13 protein-coding genes are annotated in these 18,677 nt (G+C 72.3%); 5 read left to right on the top strand and 8 right to left on the bottom strand.

From position 1 onward, the window contains the following. Window positions 1-86 precede the first annotated feature (86 nt). The 4 genes from mmsA to ACFVGS_RS09565 all read right to left on the bottom strand — a co-directional run bounded on the left by mmsA (window position 87) and on the right by ACFVGS_RS09565 (window position 5,504). The gene (gene mmsA, locus ACFVGS_RS09580) at window positions 87-1,589 is read right to left on the bottom strand and encodes a CoA-acylating methylmalonate-semialdehyde dehydrogenase (protein ID WP_384415339.1); all 1,503 of its coding nucleotides are present in this window, start codon (window positions 1,587-1,589) and stop codon (window positions 87-89) included. 11 nt (window positions 1,590-1,600) lie between these two features. Further along, entirely contained in the window at window positions 1,601-3,475 is a 1,875-nt protein-coding gene (gene iolD, locus ACFVGS_RS09575) for a 3D-(3,5/4)-trihydroxycyclohexane-1,2-dione acylhydrolase (decyclizing) (RefSeq protein WP_385691985.1), read from the bottom strand. Further along, a complete protein-coding gene (gene iolB / locus ACFVGS_RS09570; protein ID WP_384415334.1) occupies window positions 3,472-4,302 on the bottom strand; it encodes a 5-deoxy-glucuronate isomerase in 831 nt (276 codons plus the stop codon). The genes iolD and iolB overlap by 4 nt, the downstream gene beginning before the upstream one ends. 104 nt (window positions 4,303-4,406) lie before the next feature. Then, complete coding sequence (locus ACFVGS_RS09565; RefSeq protein ID WP_385692185.1) at window positions 4,407-5,504, bottom strand: PfkB family carbohydrate kinase; 1,098 nt, start codon at window positions 5,502-5,504, stop codon at window positions 4,407-4,409. Window positions 5,505-5,751: 247 nt separating this feature from the next. Between ACFVGS_RS09565 and ACFVGS_RS09560 the strand changes: the two genes are divergently transcribed. Continuing rightward, complete coding sequence (locus tag ACFVGS_RS09560) at window positions 5,752-6,669, top strand: sugar phosphate isomerase/epimerase family protein (RefSeq protein WP_384415332.1); 918 nt, start codon at window positions 5,752-5,754, stop codon at window positions 6,667-6,669. Window positions 6,670-6,892: 223 nt separating this feature from the next. Then, window positions 6,893-7,090 carry a helix-turn-helix transcriptional regulator gene (locus tag ACFVGS_RS09555; protein ID WP_384415329.1) on the top strand — a complete coding sequence of 66 codons (198 nt, stop codon included), beginning with the start codon at window positions 6,893-6,895 and terminating at the stop codon, window positions 7,088-7,090. 3 nt (window positions 7,091-7,093) lie between these two features. Here the strand turns inward: ACFVGS_RS09555 and ACFVGS_RS09550 are convergent, their stop codons facing one another. Continuing rightward, complete coding sequence (locus ACFVGS_RS09550; RefSeq protein WP_385691980.1) at window positions 7,094-9,385, bottom strand: MMPL family transporter; 2,292 nt, start codon at window positions 9,383-9,385, stop codon at window positions 7,094-7,096. A 164-nt stretch (window positions 9,386-9,549) separates the two neighbouring features. Between ACFVGS_RS09550 and ACFVGS_RS09545 the strand changes: the two genes are divergently transcribed. Next, complete coding sequence (locus ACFVGS_RS09545) at window positions 9,550-10,191, top strand: TetR/AcrR family transcriptional regulator (protein ID WP_384415323.1); 642 nt, start codon at window positions 9,550-9,552, stop codon at window positions 10,189-10,191. Window positions 10,192-10,260: 69 nt separating this feature from the next. Here ACFVGS_RS09545 and ACFVGS_RS09540 read toward each other — a convergent pair whose 3' ends face one another. Beyond that, window positions 10,261-11,496 carry a cation:proton antiporter gene (locus ACFVGS_RS09540; RefSeq protein ID WP_385691977.1) on the bottom strand — a complete coding sequence of 412 codons (1,236 nt, stop codon included), beginning with the start codon at window positions 11,494-11,496 and terminating at the stop codon, window positions 10,261-10,263. Window positions 11,497-11,897: 401 nt separating this feature from the next. Here ACFVGS_RS09540 and ACFVGS_RS09535 point away from each other — a divergent pair, with 401 nt between their 5' ends. Beyond that, window positions 11,898-12,116 (top strand): heavy-metal-associated domain-containing protein, encoded by a 219-nt coding sequence (locus tag ACFVGS_RS09535; RefSeq protein WP_384415317.1) that lies wholly within the window; start codon window positions 11,898-11,900, stop codon window positions 12,114-12,116. Window positions 12,117-12,188: 72 nt separating this feature from the next. Next, window positions 12,189-14,453, top strand: coding sequence for a heavy metal translocating P-type ATPase (locus ACFVGS_RS09530; RefSeq protein ID WP_385691974.1), 2,265 nt, complete (start codon window positions 12,189-12,191; stop codon window positions 14,451-14,453). Between the two features lie 443 nt (window positions 14,454-14,896). Here ACFVGS_RS09530 and ACFVGS_RS09525 read toward each other — a convergent pair whose 3' ends face one another. Together ACFVGS_RS09525 and ACFVGS_RS09520 are read right to left on the bottom strand one after the other, a co-directional pair. Next, window positions 14,897-16,186 carry a citrate synthase gene (locus tag ACFVGS_RS09525; protein WP_384415311.1) on the bottom strand — a complete coding sequence of 430 codons (1,290 nt, stop codon included), beginning with the start codon at window positions 16,184-16,186 and terminating at the stop codon, window positions 14,897-14,899. Window positions 16,187-16,365: 179 nt separating this feature from the next. Then, on the bottom strand, window positions 16,366-18,591 hold the full coding sequence (locus ACFVGS_RS09520; protein WP_385691971.1) for an ATP-dependent RecD-like DNA helicase: 2,226 nt from the start codon (window positions 18,589-18,591) through the stop codon (window positions 16,366-16,368). Between the last annotated feature and the right edge of the window lie 86 nt (window positions 18,592-18,677).

Below are 18,677 nucleotides of genomic sequence, written 5' to 3'. Positions count from 1 at the left end.
CGTGCAGGCTACCGAGGCCGGCTCATGGGGCGGCCCCCGCCGACCGCGGTCGACGGGGGCCTGCGGATGCCATGGGGCTCAGGCGCTCAGTGGTTGCGCGGGAAGCCCAGGTCCACGCCGGCCGGGGCCTCGGACGGGTCCGGCCAGCGGGTGGTGACGACCTTGCCGCGGGTGTAGAAGTGCACGCCGTCGTTGCCGTAGATGTGGTGGTCGCCGAAGAGCGAGTCCTTCCAGCCGCCGAAGGAGTGGTAGCCCACCGGGACGGGGATCGGCACGTTCACGCCGACCATGCCGGCCTGGATCTCCAGCTGGAAGCGGCGGGCGGCGCCGCCGTCGCGGGTGAAGATCGCGGTGCCGTTGCCGAACGGGGAGGCGTTGATGAGGGCCACGCCCTCCTCGTACGTCTCGGCGCGCAGCACGCACAGGACCGGGCCGAAGATCTCGTCCTGGTACGCCTTGGCGGTGGTCGGCACGTGGTCCAGGAGGGACAGGCCGATCCAGTGGCCGTTCTCGTGGCCGTCCACCGTGTATCCGGTGCCGTCGAGGACGACCTCGCAGCCCTCGTCCGCCGCGCCGTGCACGTAGGAGGCGACCTTGTCGCGGTGGACGGCGGTGATGAGCGGGCCCATCTCGGAGGTCGGGTCGTTGCCGGGGCCGATCTTGATCTTCTCGGCCCGCTCGCGGATCTTCTGCACGAGCTCGTCGCCGATGGCGCCGACCGCCACGACCGCGGAGATCGCCATGCAGCGCTCGCCGGCGGAGCCGTACGCCGCCGAGACCGCCGCGTCGGCGGCCGCGTCCAGGTCGGCGTCGGGCAGCACCAGCATGTGGTTCTTGGCGCCGCCGAGCGCCTGGACGCGCTTGCCGTTGGCGGAGGCGGTGGTGTGGATGTGGCGGGCGATCGGGGTGGAGCCGACGAAGGAGATCGCGGAGACGTCCGGGTGCTCCAGGAGCCGGTCGACGGCCACCTTGTCGCCGTGGACGACGTTGAAGACGCCGTCCGGCAGCCCCGCCTCGGCGAGCAGCTCGGCGATCTTCAGGGACGGCGACGGGTCCTTCTCGCTCGGCTTGAGGATGAAGGTGTTGCCGCAGGCGATGGCGATGGGGAACATCCACATCGGCACCATCGCCGGGAAGTTGAACGGCGTGATGCCGGCGACCACTCCCACCGGCTGGCGGATCGCGGCCACGTCCACGCGGTTGGACACCTGGGTCGACAGCTCGCCCTTGAGCTGGGTGGTGATGCCGCAGGCCAGGTCCACGATCTCGAGACCGCGGGCGACCTCGCCGAGCGCGTCGGAGTGCACCTTGCCGTGCTCGGCGACGATCAGCTCGGCGATCGCGTCGCGGTTGGCGTCGAGCAGCGCGCGGAACTTGAACAGGACGGTGGTGCGCTGGGCCAGCGAGGAGGTGCCCCAGGTCTCGAAGGCGGCCTTGGCGGCGGCGACGGCCGCGTCGACCTCGTCGACGGAGGCGAGTGCCACCTGCGTGGTGACGGCGCCGGTGGCCGGGTCGGTGACCGGGCCCCAGTTACCCGACGTGCCCTCGACGGTCTTGCCACCGATCCAGTGGTTGACGGTCTTCGTCATGACGTACTCCTTCAGAGATGGCGGCGTCGGGCGGTGACGTGCCGGTCGTACTCCTCGCGGGCCTTGACCGCCGACGGGCGGGTCGAGGTCTCGGCCACGGGCACATCCCACCACGCCTGGGCGGGGGGCGCGCCCGACACACTGTCTGCCGTTTCGGTCTCGACGTAGACACATGTGGGAACCGTCGCCCCGCGGGCGTCCCCGAGGGCTTCCCGCAGGTCACGTACGGTGCGGGCGCGCAGCACCCGCATGCCGAGGGAGGCGGCGTTGGCGGCGAGGTCGACGGGGAGCGGCGGTCCGGTGAACCGGCCCTCGGGATCCCGGAAGCGGTAGTCGGTGCCGAAGCGCTCGGCGCCGACGGCCTCCGACAGGCCGCCGATGGAGGCGTAGCCGTGGTTGTCGAGGATCACGACCTTGATCGGCAGTTCCTCCTGCACGGCGGTGACGATTTCGGTGGGGTTCATCAGATAGGTCCCGTCGCCGACGAGTGCCCAGACGGGCCGGCCGGGCGCGGCGAGCGCGACGCCGATGGCCGCCGGGATCTCGTAGCCCATGCAGGAGTAGCCGTACTCGACGTGGTACTGGTCGGACGACCGGGTCCGCCACAGCTTGTGGAGGTCGCCCGGGAGCGAGCCGGCCGCGTTGATCAGGATGTCGTCACCGGTGACCAGAGTGTCGAGTACGCCGAGCACCTGGGCCTGGGTGGGGCGGGCGTCCTCGCTGTCCGCCGCGTAGGCGGCGTCGGTCCGCGCCTGCCAGTCGGCCTTGGAGGAGGTCCACGGGGCCTCGTCCTGGCCGTGGTCGGGCCGGCGGTGGTCCCCCAGCGCCTCGGTGAGCGCCGTCAGCGCTTCCCGGGCGTCGGCGACGAGGGTCCCGGCGGCCTGCTTGTGGGCGTCGAAGCCGCTGATGTTGAGGTTGAGGAAGCGGGTTCCGGGCTGGAAGAGGGTGCCGGAGGCGGTGGTGAAGTCGGAGTAGCGGGTGCCGACGCCGATGATCAGGTCGCTGGTGCGGGCGAGCGCGTTGGCCGTGCCGGTGCCGGTGTGGCCGATGCCGCCGACCTCGCAGCGGTGGTCGTACGGCAGGACGCCCTTGCCGGCCTGCGTGGTGGCGACGGGCAGACCCGCCCGCTCGGCGAGCGTGCGCAGGGCGTCCTCCGCCCCGCTGTACTTCACTCCGCCGCCGGCGATGACCAGCGGCCGCTCGGCGGCCCTGATCGCGTGGACGGCCGCGTCGAGCTCGGCCGTGTCGGGGCGCGGCCGGCGCACGGTCCAGGTCCGCTCGGCGAGGAACTCCTCCGGCCAGTCGTACGCCTCGGCCTGCACGTCCTGCGGCAGCGCCAGGGTGACGGCCCCGGTCTCGGCCGGGTCGGTGAGCACCCGTACGGCGGCGAGCGCGGCCGGGATCAGGGCCTCGGGGCGGGTGACCCGGTCGAAGTAGCGCGACACCGGGCGCAGGCAGTCGTTGACCGACACCTCGCCCGCGTAGGGCACTTCGAGCTGCTGGAGCACGGGGTCGGCGGGACGGGCGGCGAAGGTGTCGCCGGGCAGCAGCAGCACCGGGATCCGGTTGACCGTGGCGAGCGCGGCGCCGGTGACGAGGTTGGTGGCGCCGGGGCCGATGGAGGTGGTGACGGCGTGGATCCGCAGCCTGCGGGACTGGCGCGCGTAACCGACGGCCGCGTGCACCATGGCCTGTTCGTTGCGCCCCTGGTGGTACGGCATGAGGTCGGCGTGCTCGACGAGCGCCTGGCCGATCCCGGCGACGTTGCCGTGGCCGAAGATGCCCCAGGTGGCGGTGACGAGCCGCTGCCGCACGCCGTCGCGCTCGGTGTGCTGCGCGGCGAGGAAGCGCACCAGGGCCTGGGCGACGGTGAGCCGGACGCTCATGCGTATCCCTCCGTGTGGTCGGGGTGGAAGCTGATCCGCCACTCCCGCTCGGGGCCGGGGCCGGCCATGACGTTGAGGTAGTACAGCGGGTGTCCGGGCTGGGCGACGGACGGGCCGTGCCAGCCGTCGGGGACGAGGACGGCGTCGCCGGTGCGCACCTCGGCGAGGAGTTCGGCGCCGCCGGGACGGGAGGGCGTGATCCGCTGGTAGCCGTAGCCGTCCGGGCCTCCGGCGCGCGCCGACACCTCGTAGTAGTAGATCTCCTCCAGGACGGACTCCGTGCCGGGGTGGTGCTCGTCGTGCTTGTGCGGCGGGTAGGACGACCAGTTCCCACCGGGGGTGACGACCTCGACGGCGATCAGCCGGTCGCACGCGAAGGCGCCGGCGGCGGCGAAGTTGCGCACCTCACGGGCGCGGTTGCCGCTGCCGCGGGTCTCGACGGGAACCTCCGGCGCGGGGCCGTAGCGGGCGGGGAGTCGTCGCTCGCATTTCGCTCCTGCCAAAGCGAATCGGCCTCCCGCGCCGGAGGCGATCTGGGCGTGGGTGTCCCTGGGCACGTAGGCGAAATCCGAGACCCCGTCGAACGGGCTGGCGCGGCCCACGAGTTCGAGGGTTTCCCCCTCGACGCGCACCGTACCGCCCCCGGACAGCGGAAGCACCACCCATTCGCTGTTCCCTGTCTCGAACTCGTGGGTCCCGCCGGGCGGGAGGTCGAGCACGCGCAGCGAGCTGTGCGTCCAGCCGGCCCGCTCGGGGTCGATGTCGACGGCGTACGGGCCGCGGGCGGCGGTCCCCGCGGGGACGTGGAGGGTGAGCGTCGAGTCCATGATCTGTCCCTACCCCCGGTCCGGGGGCCTCACCGCCGCGTCCGGGTCATGTCCGGGCCTGCTCCGGGACGCCGTCCGGGTTGTGTTCGAGGGGTCTCGGGGCGTCATCGCGGGTGGTCCGGGAGGGTGGCGTGGCCGGTGTCGAGGGCGAGGGTGATCTCGTCGGCGTACGGCATCGCGGGCGAGCAGGCGAGCCGGCCGGCCACGATCGCGCCCGCCGCGTTGGCCCGGCGCAGCAGGGTCTCCAGGTCGAGGCCGGTGAGCAGGCCGTGGGCGAGCGCTCCGCCGAAGGCGTCGCCCGCGCCGAGCCCGTTGACGACCTCGACGGGCAGGGGCGGCACCTCGGCGGTGGTGCCGTCGGCGGCGAGCGCGAACACGCCCTTGGGCCCCTGCTTCACGACGGCGAGCCGCACGCCCGCGGCGAGCAGGGCGCGGGCGGCGGCGTACGGCTCGCGCTCCCCGGTCGCGACCTCGCACTCGTCGAGGTTGCCGACGGCGACGGTCGCGTACCGCAGCGCCTCCCGGTACAGCGGGCGGGCGTCGGCGGCGGTGCCGTCCCAGAGCGACGGCCGCCAGTCGAGGTCGAGAACGGTGAGCGGGCCGGCCCCGGCCGCACCGCCTCCCGCCACCCCGCTCCCGGCCGCACCGCTTCCGGCCGTACCGCTTCCGGCCGCACCACCTCCTGCCCCACCGCTCCCGGCCGCACCACTACCCGCCGCACCGTTTCCGGCCGTGTCCTCTCCCGCCGCTTCGGCCCGCGCGCGCAGGGCGCCGAGGGTGGCGGCGCGGCTGGGCTCGGCGCTCAGTCCGGTGCCGGTGACCCACAAGGCGCGGGCGGCGCACAGTGCCGGAAGGTCCAGCTCGTGGAGGTGGATCTCCAGGTCCGGGGCCTTGGGCCGGCGGTAGAAGTGGATCGGGAAGTGGTCGGGCGGGAAGATCTCGCAGAAGGTGACCGGAGTGGGATACGCGGCGACGTCGGTCACCCAGCGGTCGTCCACCCCGAACGCCCGCAGCTCGCGGTGCAGGTACTCCCCGAACGGGTCGGCCCCCGTGCGGCTGACGAGCGCGGTGCGGCTGCCCAGGCGCGCGGCGGCGACGGCGACGTTGGCCGGGGAGCCGCCGAGGAACTTCCCGAAGGTCTCGACCCGCGCCAGCTCCACCCCGCTCTGCAGCGGGTACAGGTCCACGCCGAGGCGGCCCATCGCGATCAGGTCGTAGGCCCGCTCGTCCGGCCGGTCGCCCGACCGGTCCTCCGACGGGTCCTCCGGCCGCTCCTCGGGTTCCGGCGTCATGCCACGTCACCTCTCGCCTGCGCCCTGCCGGGCCACGCTCCAGGTCTATCCACGGCCCCGGGCGGTGTCAACGACATGTCCGGTCATCCGGGCGTGCCGCCGGACCGGCCGGGACGACGTCTTGACGCCCCTCGGAGTCCGTCCCAAGGTGGCATGCATGACGAACCTGACGAACCGGTCGCCGTCGTCCCGTATCCGCATCGGTTCCGCCCCGGACTCGTGGGGCGTCTGGTTCCCCGACGATCCGCGGCAGGTGCCGTGGCAGCGGTTCCTGGACGAGGTGGCGGGCGCCGGCTACGAGTGGATCGAGCTCGGCCCGTACGGCTACCTGCCCACCGATCCGGCCGTCCTCGCCGAGGAGACCGGGCGCCGGGGACTGCGGGTCTCGGCGGCGACCGTGTTCACCGGGCTGCACCACGGACCCGCGGTGTGGGACCGGACCTGGGCCCACGTCGCCGAGAACGCGGCGCTCGCCCAGGCGATGGGCGCCCGGCACCTGGTGGTGATCCCCTCCTTCTGGCGCGACGACCGCACGGGCGAGGTCCTGGAGGACCGCACCCTCACGGCCGGGCAGTGGCGGCAGCTCACCGGGCTGACCGAGCGGCTCGGCCGCGAGGTCCGGGAGCGCTACGGGCTGCGGCTCGTCGTCCATCCCCACGCCGACACCCACATCGACAGCGAGGAGAACGTCACCCGCTTCCTGGACGCCACCGATCCCGACCTGGTGGCGCTCTGTCTCGACACCGGGCACTACGCCTACTGCGGCGGCGACAGCGTCAAACTGATCGAGACCTACGGCGAGCGGATCGGCTACCTCCACCTCAAGCAGGTCGACCCCGCCGTCCTGGCCCGGGTGGTCGCCGACGAGGTGCCCTTCGGCCCGGCGGTGGCCCAGGGCGTGATGTGCGAGCCGCCGGCCGGGGTGCCGGCCCTGGAGCCGGTGCTCGCCGCCGCCCAGGCCCTGGACGTGGACCTGTTCGCCATCGTCGAGCAGGACATGTACCCGTGCGAGCCGGACGCGCCCTACCCCGTCGCGGTGCGCACCCGGAGCTTCCTCCGCTCCTGCGGCCTCTGATGACCACCCGTCACTTGCGTCCACCCCTGTCACCTACGGCCACCGGGCCCCTTGTGGCCATGTGTCACTTACGTCACGCACGTCGCTCCTTCGTCACGGATGTCTCCCTTACGCGGGATTTCCGTCACAGCCGTTCGACAGCCGCCCTCCGCCCGTCGGAAGGGGGTGCCGACCGGGCACAGGGTCAGTGATCACCAGTGATCACCAGGAGAGGTGCCACGCCATGACCGACAGAAGGCTCTGGTCGTACAAGGACATCGCCGCGCACATCAAGGTGCAGCCGGACACGGTCCGCTCCTACCGGAAGCACGGCCTGCTGCCGTCGCCCGACCATGTGGAGTCGGGCAAGCCCTACTGGTACGCGGACACCATCCACGCCTGGGTCGCCAGCCGGCCGGGGAACCGGAGCCGCCGGGAATGACCGCTACCCCACCTTCGCGGGCACCCGGGCCGGGTCGGCCTGGCCGGGTGCCTCCGGTATGCCGGTACCGGCGTCGGTTCGGGTGCCGGTGCCGCCCTCGTTCCCGCCTTCGCTGATGCCGAAGCGGCCGTGGATCCGGCGCAGCGGCCCAGGGGCCCACCAGGTGAGGCGCCCGGTCAGCTTCATCACCGACGGGACGAGCAGGCTGCGCACCACCATGGCGTCCATGAGGACGGCGAGGGCGACGCCGAGGCCCAGCATCTTGGTGTTGGTGACCCGGGAGGTGCCGATCGCAACCATCACCACGGCCAGGATGACGGCCGCCGCGGTGATCAGCCCGCCCGTGCGGCGCAGTCCGTGGCGGACGGCGCCCTCGTGGTCGCCGGTGGCGTCGTACTCCTCCTTGATGCGGGAGAGCAGGAACACCCCGTAGTCCATGGAGAGTCCGAAGGCCACGCAGAACATCAGGACGGGCAGGGTGGTCTCGATGTCCCCGGTCGGCGTGAAGCCGAGGAGTCCGGAGAGGTGCCCCTCCTGGAAGACCCAGACGACCGCGCCGAACATGGCCGTCAGGCTGAGCGCGTTGAGCACGACGGCCTGGAGCGGTATCAGCACGCTGCCGGTGAGCAGGAAGACCAGGACGAGGGTGACGACGGCGATGATGACGGCGGCCCAGGGCAGCCGCTCGCCTATGGCGTCCTTGGAGTCGACCAGGACGGCGGCCGCGCCGGTGACCGAGGTGGGGAACGGGGCCTGCTCGGCGCGCAGTTCCCCGACGACGCGCTGGGTCTCGGCGCCGACGCTCTCGCCCTCGGGCACGACGGTGAAGTAGGCGTGGGTCCGACCGCCCGTCCCGGCGGTGACGGGTCCGTCGACCCTGGCGACCCCGTCGAGCGCCGCTATCCGCTGCCGGTACCCGGCGTACTGCTCGGGCGTGGCCTGCCCCTCGGCGAGCACGGTGAGCGCGCCGCCGGGGCTGCCGGGGAAGCCGTCGCGGAGCTCGTCCTGGACCACGCGGGACTCGGCGACGGCGGGCAGCTGGCGGTCGTCGGCGGTGCCGAACTTCACACCCAGGAAGGGCAGTCCGAGCAGCACGAGCCCGGTGGCGGTGGCGACGGCGAACCACGGCGCCCGGCGCATGACCAGGCCCGCCGCGCGCCCCCAGCCGGCACCCTCGGCACCGCTTTCCGCGTCGCGCACCCGGGCGCCCGCCCGGCCCTTGCGGCGCAGGAGCTTCCGCAGGTCCAGGGCGTTGACCCGGTCGCCGAGCAGGAGCAGGGCGGCAGGCAGCAGGATCAGCGCGGCCGCGGCGGCGAGCAGCACGACGGCGATGCCCGCGTAGGCGAAGGAGCGCAGGAAGTACTGCGGGAAGACCAGCATCGCGGCGAGCGAGACGGCGACGGTCAGGGCGGAGAACAGCACGGTGCGCCCGGCGGTGCGCAGGGTGGTGCCGACGGCCGTCCGGGTGCCGGCGCCCGCGGCCAGCTCCTCGCGGAAGCGCCGTACGACGAACAGGGCGTAGTCGATGGCGAGTCCGAGGCCGAGGGCGGTGGTGAGGTTCTGGGCGAAGACGGAGACGTCGGTGAACTCGGTGATGCCGCGCAGCACGGCGTTGGTGCCGAGGATGGCGACGATGCCGATGCCGAGCGGGAGCAGGGCGGCGACGGCGCTGCCGAAGACCATGACGAGCAGGACGAGGGTGATGGGCAGGGCGATCAGCTCGGCCCTGAGCAGGTCCTCCTGGATGATCGTCTGCATCTCGTGGCGGACGGCGAGCGGGCCGCCCACGGAGACCTGGACGGGGCCGTGGGTACCGCGGAAGTCGGGCGCCAGGTCCTGGAGGGTCTCTCCGGCGGCCTTCTCGTCGCCGGCGATACGGGCGGCGATCACCGCCTGGTGCCCGTCCTCCGACCGCAGCGCGGGAGAACCGGTCTGCCAGTAGGACCCGACGCCGTCGACGCCGTCCCGGGCGTCGAGCCGCTCGGCCAGGCGGCGGGCCTCGGCGGCGACCCCGGGGTCGTCGACCCCGGCGCGGCCCGCGTCGACGAGGAGCAGCAGATTGGGCTGGGAGGCGGGGAACTCCCGCTCCAGGACCTCGGTCGCGTACGTCGACTCGGCGTCCGGATCCTCCCAGCCGCCGCTGCCCATCCGCTCGGCGACGCCGCCGCCGGCCAGCACGGCGAGCGCGGTGAGCACCAGCGCGACGAGCAGGGTCAGGCGCGGTCTGGCCGTGACGAACCTCGTCCAGGCCCCGCCGCCACCCCCCGTGGGCTGGGCTTTCTTGACTTCGGCCATCACGCGGTGTCCCCTTCACCGTGACCCGTGCGCTCGCTTCCCGGCAGGCCGCATGGGTCGCCCATTGCCATAGAATTGGCAAACACGAGCGATCACTCGCGTTTCTCAAGAATGCGAGCGACCTCTCGTGTTTGTCAATCGCGTTCAGAGAGCTGGGGACAGCCATGCCCGAAGAACCGAAGCCGCGCCGCCGACAGGCCCGCGGCGAGCGCCGCATCGCGCAGTTGCTCCAGGCCGCCGCGAACGTCTTCTGCGCCAACGGCTACACGGCGACCAGCACGAACGCGATCGCCCGCGAGGCGAGCGTCTCCCCCGGCACGCTCTACCAGTACTTCCCGAACAAGGAGGCCATCGCGATCGAGCTGGGCGACCGGCTGCTCGCCCAGATGCGGGAGTACCACGGCCAGGCGTTCACACCCGAGAACCTCGCCCTGCCGCTCCCCCGGCTCCTCGACGCCGTCCTCGACCCGCTGATCGCGTTCAACGTCGAGAACCCGGTCTTCCTCGCCCTCATGCACGGCTCCGAGATCCCGGGCCGCATCGCCGAGGAGCACGACGCCCTGCACGCCTCGCTGCTCGCCCGGGTCGGCGACCTCCTCGGCCACTACCTTCCCGACGGCGATCCCTCCCAGCACGCGCGGATCGCCGACATGACCTTCGCCATCGTGAAGGCGGGCCTCGCCCTGATCCTGGCCGCACCCGAGGGCGCGGAGCGGGACGCGGTGATCACCGAGACGAAGACGGCTCTGCTGCGCTATCTCGACCCGGTCATCGGCGAGGCACTCGCCGCGACACCGTCCCCGTGACCCTCACCCCACCGTCCCTCCGGCCTCGCACGCCGACTTCGCGCCCCTCACTACGCCCGGACCGGCGGCTCACCACGACTCCGAGCCCGTGACCTCGTCGGCCGGCAACGCCCTGCCGCCCGCCCCGGCTTCGCCCGCCCCGGCCCGCGCCCGCAGCTTCAGCGCGAGCAGCGGGAAGACGAGCACGGAGACCATGCCGGCGCCGACGAGTGCCGCCGCCTCGCCCGCCGTCATCGCCTTGCCGTCCACGCCGATGGTGGTGATGGCGACGACCAGCGGCAGCGCCGTGGAGCCGTGGAGGACGAGACCGCCCCGGTCCCGCCGGCCCAGGTCCCGCGGGGCGAGGAACCAGATCGGTCCGCCGCGCACCACCAGGAACAGCAGCAGGAAGACCGGCAGGAGCAGCAGCGTGCGGCCGCCGGAGAGCAGCGAGTCGAGGTCGAACTCGATGCCCGTGACGACGAAGAACACCGGGACGAGAAAGCCGAAGCCGACCGCCTCGACCTTCTCCAGGATCTGCGGGCCCGACTCGGGCGCGGCGCCCGTGAGCACGAGGCGGGTGATGAGCCCGGCGGCGAAGGCGCCGAGCAGCACGTCGAGCCCGAGCGCCGTGGAGGCGCCCAGCATCAGGGCGATCAGCAGGAAGACGAAGCGCACGGCGAACTGCCCGCTGGTGTGCAGGGTGCGGGCGACGACCCGCGAGAACCAGGGCGGACGCGGGCGCATCGCCCAGAACACCGCGGCGGCGGTGAGCGCGGCGAACACGGCGAGCAGGGCGGCCGACTCGGCCGGTCTGCGGCCGCTGAGCAGCAGCGCCATGGCGATGACCGGCGCGAACTCGCCCACGGCGCCGAAGGCCATCACCACCGAGCCGAAGCGGCCGTGCAGGTCGCCGGAGTCCCGCAGCACGGGGAGGACGGTGCCCAGCGCGGTGCTGGTGAGCGCCACGCCGATGAACACGCCCTTGTCGTAGCCGCCGCCGAGCAGCACCCCGATGCCGAGGCCGAGCGCGAGGGCGAGCACCCAGGCCCACAGCGAGCGCCTGAGGGTGTCACCGCGGACCTTGCCGAACTCGATCTCGTAGCCCGCGAGGAAGATCAGCATGGTCAGGCCGAGTTGCGAGAGCCCGTCGATCAGCGCGTCGGAACTCGCCCAGCCCAGGACGTCGGGGCCGACGAGGATGCCGAGCAGGATCTCGAAGATGACGAGGGGCACGGGGAGCCGGCGGCCGGCCCCGTAGGCGAGCAGCGGCGCCAGGACGGCGATCGCCATGATCAGGATCAGCGTGGTCCCCGAATGCGACATATCGGGTATCTACCATAAGCTCCTGTCAGATGCCCGGCCGACGGAGGGACTTGGAGGTGCCCTGCGTACGACCAGTACGGCGGTGGCCCGCCGCCCCGGACGCAGACCCCGCCACCGTCCCCGCCGACCCCGCCCGCGCCGGTCGACGCCATGCGCCCCGGCCTGTGGAAGCGCCACCTGTGGCGGTCTCGCCCTCGTGACGGCGGCGGGGCTGCCGTGGCTGCGCCCACTCGCCCGGCGCGACCGGACCGCCGCCCCGTTTGATACCCCCTAGGGGTACACTGGGTGGTATGACGGCGTACGGACCGGCGCACCGCCGGACCCACGCACCGCACGCATCGCCCGCACCACCGCGAGTCGCACCGCACGCGAAGCGCACCGCCCTCGAAGAGGAGACCGACATGTCCACCACCGTCGTCTACAAGGTCACCGGAATGACCTGCGGCCACTGCGAGGGCGCGGTCACCGAGGAGATCTCCGGTATCGCCGGCGTCTCCGCGGTCAAGGCCGTCGCCGCCACGGGCGAGGTCACCGTGACCTCCGCCGCCCCGCTCGACGAGGAGGCCGTCCGCGCCGCCGTCGACGAGGCCGGCTACGAGCTGGTGGGCCCGGCCGCCTGACCGGCCTCCGGAACATCCTCGCGGGGCCGTACGGTGACTACGTACGGCCCTGCTCCCGTTTGGAACCCGCCCATGGACACGCTCACGACCTCCGCAGTCACCGAGCTCACGATCGGCGGCATGACCTGTGCCTCCTGCGCCGCCCGCGTCGAGAAGAAGCTCAACCGCATGGAGGGCGTGACCGCGACGGTCAACTACGCCACCGAGAAGGCGCGCGTCGAACACCCGGCCGAGCTGCCGGTCGCGGAGCTGATCGCCACCGTCGTGAAGACCGGCTACACCGCCGAGGAGCCCCCGCCGCCGGAGCCCGAACCGGCACCGGAGCCGGAGCCGGGGGCCACCGGAACGGGCACCGGCGAGGGCGGCGCCCCGGAGGCGGACCCGGAGCTCTCCTCGCTGCGGCAGCGGCTCACGGTCTCCGCCGTGCTCTCGCTGCCCGTCGTGCTCCTGTCGATGATCCCGGCCCTCCAGTTCGACAACTGGCAGTGGCTCTCCCTCACCCTCGCCGCGCCCGTCGTGGTCTGGGGCGGACTGCCCTTCCACCGCGCGACCTGGACCAATCTGCGGCACGGCGCCGCCACCATGGACACCCTCGTCTCGGTCGGCACCCTCGCGGCCTTCGGCTGGTCGCTGTGGGCGCTCTTCCTGGGTGACGCCGGCATGCCCGGCATGCGCCACGACTTCGACCTCACCGTCACCCGCGACCACGCCTCCTCCACCCTCTACCTGGAGGTGGCGGCCGGAGTGATCACCTTCATCCTCCTCGGCCGCTATCTGGAGGCCCGCGCCAAGCGGAAGGCCGGTGCGGCCCTGCACGCCCTGCTGCGGCTCGGCGCGAAGGACGTGGCCGTGCTGCGGGACGGCACGGAGGTACGGGTGCCGGTGGCCGCCCTGCGGGTCGGCGACCGCTTCGTCGTACGGCCGGGCGAGAAGATCGCCACGGACGGCACCGTGACCGAGGGCGCCTCCGCCGTCGACGCCTCCATGCTCACCGGCGAGTCCGTGCCGGTCGACGTGGTCCCCGGCGACGCCGTCACCGGCGGCTGCGTCAACGCCTCGGGCCGGCTGGTCGTCGAGGCCACCCGGGTCGGCGCCGACACCCAGCTCGCCCGGATGGCCAGGCTCGTCGAGGACGCCCAGAACGGCAAGGCCGCCGTCCAGCGGCTCGCCGACCGGATCTCCGCCGTCTTCGTGCCGCTCGTGCTGCTCCTCGCCCTCGGCACCCTCGGCTTCTGGCTGGGTACGGGGCAGGGCGCGACGGCCGCCTTCACCGCGGCCGTCGCGGTCCTGATCATCGCCTGTCCGTGCGCGCTCGGCCTCGCCACGCCGACCGCGCTCATGGTCGGCACCGGGCGCGGCGCGCAGCTCGGCATCCTGATCAAGGGCCCCGAGGTCCTGGAGTCCACGCGCCGCGTCGACACGGTCGTCCTCGACAAGACCGGCACCGTCACCACCGGCCGCATGGAACTGACCGGGGTGCACGTGTACGGAGGCGCCTACGGCACCGCCCGCACCGACGAGAACGAGCTGCTGCGCCTCGCGGGCGCCCTGGAGCACTCCTCCGAGCACCCGGTCGCCCGCGCCGTCGCCGCCGGCGCCGCCGCGCGGGTGGGCGAACTGCCCGTACCGAAGTCCTTCGAGAACGTGCCCGGCCTCGGCGTGCGCGGCTCGGTCGACGGCCATCTGGTGCTCGTCGGGCGCGCGGCCCTGCTCGCGGCCGAGGAGATCGAGGTGCCGGCGGAGGCCGGCCCCGGCGTCGTGCACGTCGCCTGGGACGGGCGGGCCCGCGGCACCCTGACCGTCGCCGACGCGGTCAAGGACACCAGCGCCGAGGCGGTGACCCGGCTGCGCGGTCTCGGCCTGCGGCCGGTGCTGCTGACCGGGGACGGCCGGGCGGTGGCCGAGCGGGTGGCGGCGGAGGTCGGCATCGACGAGGTGATCGCCGAGGTGCTGCCGCAGGACAAGGTGGCCGTGGTGCGGCGGCTGCAGGCCGAGGGCCGCACGGTGGCGATGGTCGGCGACGGCGTGAACGACGCGGCGGCGCTGGCCACGGCCGACCTCGGGCTGGCGATGGGCACCGGCACGGACGCCGCGATCGAGGCGAGCGACCTCACCCTGGTCCGCGGCGACCTGCGGGTCGCGGCGGACGCCATCCGGCTCTCCCGGCGCACCCTGGCCACCATCAAGGGCAACCTGGGCTGGGCCTTCGGCTACAACGTGGCCGCGCTGCCGCTGGCGGCGGCGGGCCTGCTCAACCCGATGATCGCCGGGCTCGCGATGGCCTTCTCGTCGGTCTTCGTCGTGACGAACAGCCTGCGGCTGCGCCGCTTCCGCTGAGCGGCGCCGGGCCCTCCCGGCGCCCCAAGTCCGGACCAACACCACGCCATGACCAGGTCATGGCCACGTCACGATCACTCCATGATCACGCGAATTCACCTACACGTGACGCACAGGACCTTCACAAAGAGACCTAGATCACAGATATTGGGGGGTAACCATCTGGGCTGTTCGCGAGTCTAAGTGGGCGATGCCGAGAACGTCTTGGGGGACGTTCATGGAGATGTCTTGGGGGACGTCTCCAGGCAAGCGCGGCCGGGGCACGTGCACCGGGGAGCTTTGAGCGGCCCTCCCGTACGTACCCCGGCAGACCGCGCGAGCAGGCGCCCGGCCCGGATCCCGTGGGGGGAATCCGCACCGGGGATATGGGAAGCGCCCCGCTCGCCGACCCGTGGGGGGATCGGCGGCGGGGCGCTTTCGCCAGGCGTCCGGACCGGCTGCGGTCAGCGGGCCTCGACCGGGACGAAGTCGCGCAGGACCTCGCCGGTGTAGATCTGGCGCGGGCGGCCGATGCGGGAACCCGGCTCCTTGATCATCTCGTGCCACTGGGCGATCCAGCCCGGGAGGCGGCCGAGGGCGAAGAGCACGGTGAACATCTCGGTCGGGAAGCCCATCGCGCGGTAGATGAGGCCCGTGTAGAAGTCCACGTTCGGGTAGAGGTTGCGCGAGACGAAGTAGTCGTCGGAGAGCGCGTGCTCCTCGAGCTTCAGCGCGATGTCGAGCAGCTCGTCGGACTTGCCGAGGGCCGACAGGACGTCGTGCGCCGCCGCCTTGATGATCTTGGCGCGCGGGTCGAAGGACTTGTACACGCGGTGGCCGAAGCCCATCAGGCGGACGCCGTCCTCCTTGTTCTTCACCTTGGTGATGAAGGAGTCGACGTCGCCGCCGTTGGCCTGGATGCCCTCGAGCATCTCCAGGACGGACTGGTTGGCGCCACCGTGCAGCGGGCCCCACAGGGCCGAGATGCCGGCCGAGATCGAGGCGAACATGTTCGCCTGCGAGGAGCCGACCAGGCGGACGGTGGAGGTCGAACAGTTCTGCTCGTGGTCCGCGTGCAGGATCAGCAGCTTGTCGAGCGCGGAGACCACGACCGGGTCCAGCTCGTACTCCTGGGCCGGGACCGAGAAGGTCATGCGCAGGAAGTTCTCGACGTACCCGAGGTCGTTGCGCGGGTAGACGAAGGGGTGGCCGATCGACTTCTTGTACGCGTACGCCGCGATCGTCGGCAGCTTGGCGAGCAGCCGGATCGTGGAGAGGTGGCGCTGCTTCTCGTCGAACGGGTTGTGGCTGTCCTGGTAGAAGGTGGACAGCGCGGAGACCACGGAGGACAGCATCGCCATCGGGTGGGCGTCGCGCGGGAAGCCGCGGAAGAAGTTCTTGACGTCCTCGTGGACCAGCGTGTGCTGGGTGATCTCGTTCTGGAAGGTGGAGAGCTCCTCCGCCTTCGGCAGCTCACCGTTGATCAGCAGGTACGCCACCTCCAGGAAGGTGGACTGCTCGGCCAGCTGCTCGATGGGGTAGCCGCGGTACCGCAGGATGCCCTGCTCACCATCGAGGTAGGTGATGGCGGATTTATAGGCGGCGGTGTTGCCGTATCCGCTGTCCAGGGTGACCAGCCCGGTCTGGGCTCGGAGCTTCCCGATGTCGAAGCCCTTGTCGCCGACGGTGCTCTCGACCACCGGGTAGGTGTATTCACCGTCCGCGTACCGCAGTACTACAGAGTTGTCGCTCACGTCATCCCTCACCGACGTAGTGCCTCTTCTTCGAGGTGCCCTGACTGTCTCTACCATCCCCCATTTGGCTCAGGAGAGTGCACTCGGGGTCGACCATTGGGCCAATTGGCGGCACTCAGTGCCGTCAACCTGCTCATCCTGCCCCCTTCGCCCCGGTTCCGGTAGCCCTCCGTGATCTTTCACACGACGGAGCCCCCTGTGAGCCGATGCGCCAGTGCGGTAAAGCGGCGCCCGGCCGAGACCGTACGCACCGCCTGGGCGATCGCCTTGCGCGAGCCCACCAGGACGACGAGCTTCCGGGCCCGGGTGACGGCCGTGTAGAGCAGGTTCCGCTGGAGCATCATCCAGGCGCTCGTGGTGACCGGGATCACCACCGCCGGATACTCGCTGCCCTGGGATCGGTGGATGGTCACAGCGTAGGCATGGGCCAGCTCGTCCAGCTCGTCGAACCCGTACGGCACCTCCTCGTCCTCGTCGGTGCGCACGACGAGCCGCTGCTCGACCGGGTCGAGGGCGGTGACCACGCCCACGGTGCCGTTGAAGACGCCGTTGGCGCCCTTCTCGTAGTTGTTGCGGATCTGGGTGACCTTGTCGCCGACGCGGAAGACCCGGCCGCCGAAGCGCTTCTCCGGGAGGTCGGGCCGGGCCGGGGTGATCACCTGCTGGAGCAGCCCGTTGAGCGCGCCGGCGCCGGCAGGGCCGCGGTGCATGGGGGCGAGGACCTGGACGTCGCGTCGCGGGTCGAGCCCGAACCTGGCCGGAATCCGACGGGCGGCCACCTCCACGGCGACCCGGGCCGCGTCCTCGGTCTCCTCCTCGGCGAAGAGGAAGAAGTCCGGCAGGCCGTCCGTCACGGGCGCAAGCCCCTCGTTGATCCGGTGCGCGTTGGTCACCACTCCGGACTGCTGCGCCTGGCGGAAGATCCGGGTGAGCCGGACGGCCGGCACCGGGCTGCCCGGCGCGAGGAGGTCCGCGAGCACCTCGCCCGCGCCGACCGACGGCAGCTGGTCCACGTCTCCCACGAGCAGCAGGTGTGCACCCGGTGCCACGGCCTTGACCAGCTTGTTCGCGAGGAGCAGGTCCAGCATGGAGGCCTCGTCGACGACGACCAGATCGGCGTCGAGCGGCCGGTCCCGGTCGTACGCGGCGTCGCCGCCGGGCTTCAGCTCCAGGAGCCGGTGCACCGTCGAGGCCTCGGCACCGGTCAGCTCCGCGAGCCGCTTGGCGGCCCGCCCGGTGGGCGCGGCGAGCACCACCTTGGCCCGCTTGGCGCGGGCCAGCTCCACGATCGAGCGGACCGTGAACGACTTGCCGCAGCCCGGTCCGCCGGTGAGCACCGCGACCTTACGGGTCAGGGCGAGGCGGACGGCCTCCTCCTGCTCCGGCGCGAGCGAGGCCCCGGTCCGGTCGGCGAGCCAGGCCAGGGCCCTGTCCCAGGCGACGTCCCGGAAGGCCGGAAGCCGGTCCTCGTCGGCGGCGAGGAGCCGCCGGAGCTGGGCGGCGAGGGACAGCTCGGCCCGGTGGAACGGGACCAGGTAGATCCCGTTGACGGGCAGCCCCTCGGGCCCCGGCACCTTCTCCCGTACGACGCCCTCCGGGTCCTCGGCGAGCTCACCCAGACACTCGATGACGAGCCCGGTGTCGACCTGGAGCAGCTTCACGGCGTCCGAGATGAGCCGCTCCTCGGGGAGGAAGCAGTGGCCCTGGTCGGTGGACTGCGACAGCGCGTACTGCAGCCCCGCCTTGACCCGGTCGGGGCTGTCGTGCGGGATGCCGACGGCCTGGGCGAGCCGGTCGGCGGTGAGGAAGCCGATGCCCCAGACGTCGGCGGCCAGCCGGTAGGGCTGGTTCTTCACCACGGAGATCGACGCGTCCCCGTACTTCTTGTAGATCCGCACGGCGATGGAGGTGGAGACGCCGACGCCCTGGAGGAAGACCATCACCTCCTTGATCGCCTTCTGCTCCTCCCAGGCCGCGGCGATGTTCCCGGTGCGCTTGGGGCCCAGGCCCGGGACCTCGATCAGGCGCCCGGGCGACTCCTCCAGGATCTGCAGGGTGTCCAGGCCGAAGTGGGTCGTGATGCGGTCGGCGAAGACGGGCCCGATGCCCTTGATCAGACCGGAGCCCAGATAGCGGCGGATCCCCTGGACGGTGGCCGGCAGGACGGTCGTGTAGTTCTCCACGGTGAACTGCCGCCCGTACTGCGGGTGGGAGCCCCAGCGGCCCTCCATGCGCAGGGACTCCCCCGGCTGGGCGCCGAGCAGCGACCCGACGACCGTCAGGAGATCGCCGGAACCGCGGCCGGTGTCGACCCGGGCGACCGTGTACCCGTTCTCCTCGTTGGCGTAGGTGATCCGCTCCAGGACCCCTTCGACGACGGCAGGACCGCGCGCTTCGCTGGACATGATCAGACGGTAGCGAAGCCCTCCGACAAGCGGGCGGCCTGTGGACGACCGCCCGGGGAGACCCGCGCACGGGCCGCCGTCCCGGC

It is taken from the genome of Streptomyces sp. NPDC127114 (assembly GCF_042677525.1).
Taxonomy (GTDB): domain Bacteria; phylum Actinomycetota; class Actinomycetes; order Streptomycetales; family Streptomycetaceae; genus Streptomyces.
This window is presented reverse-complemented; position numbering and strand designations above follow the sequence as displayed.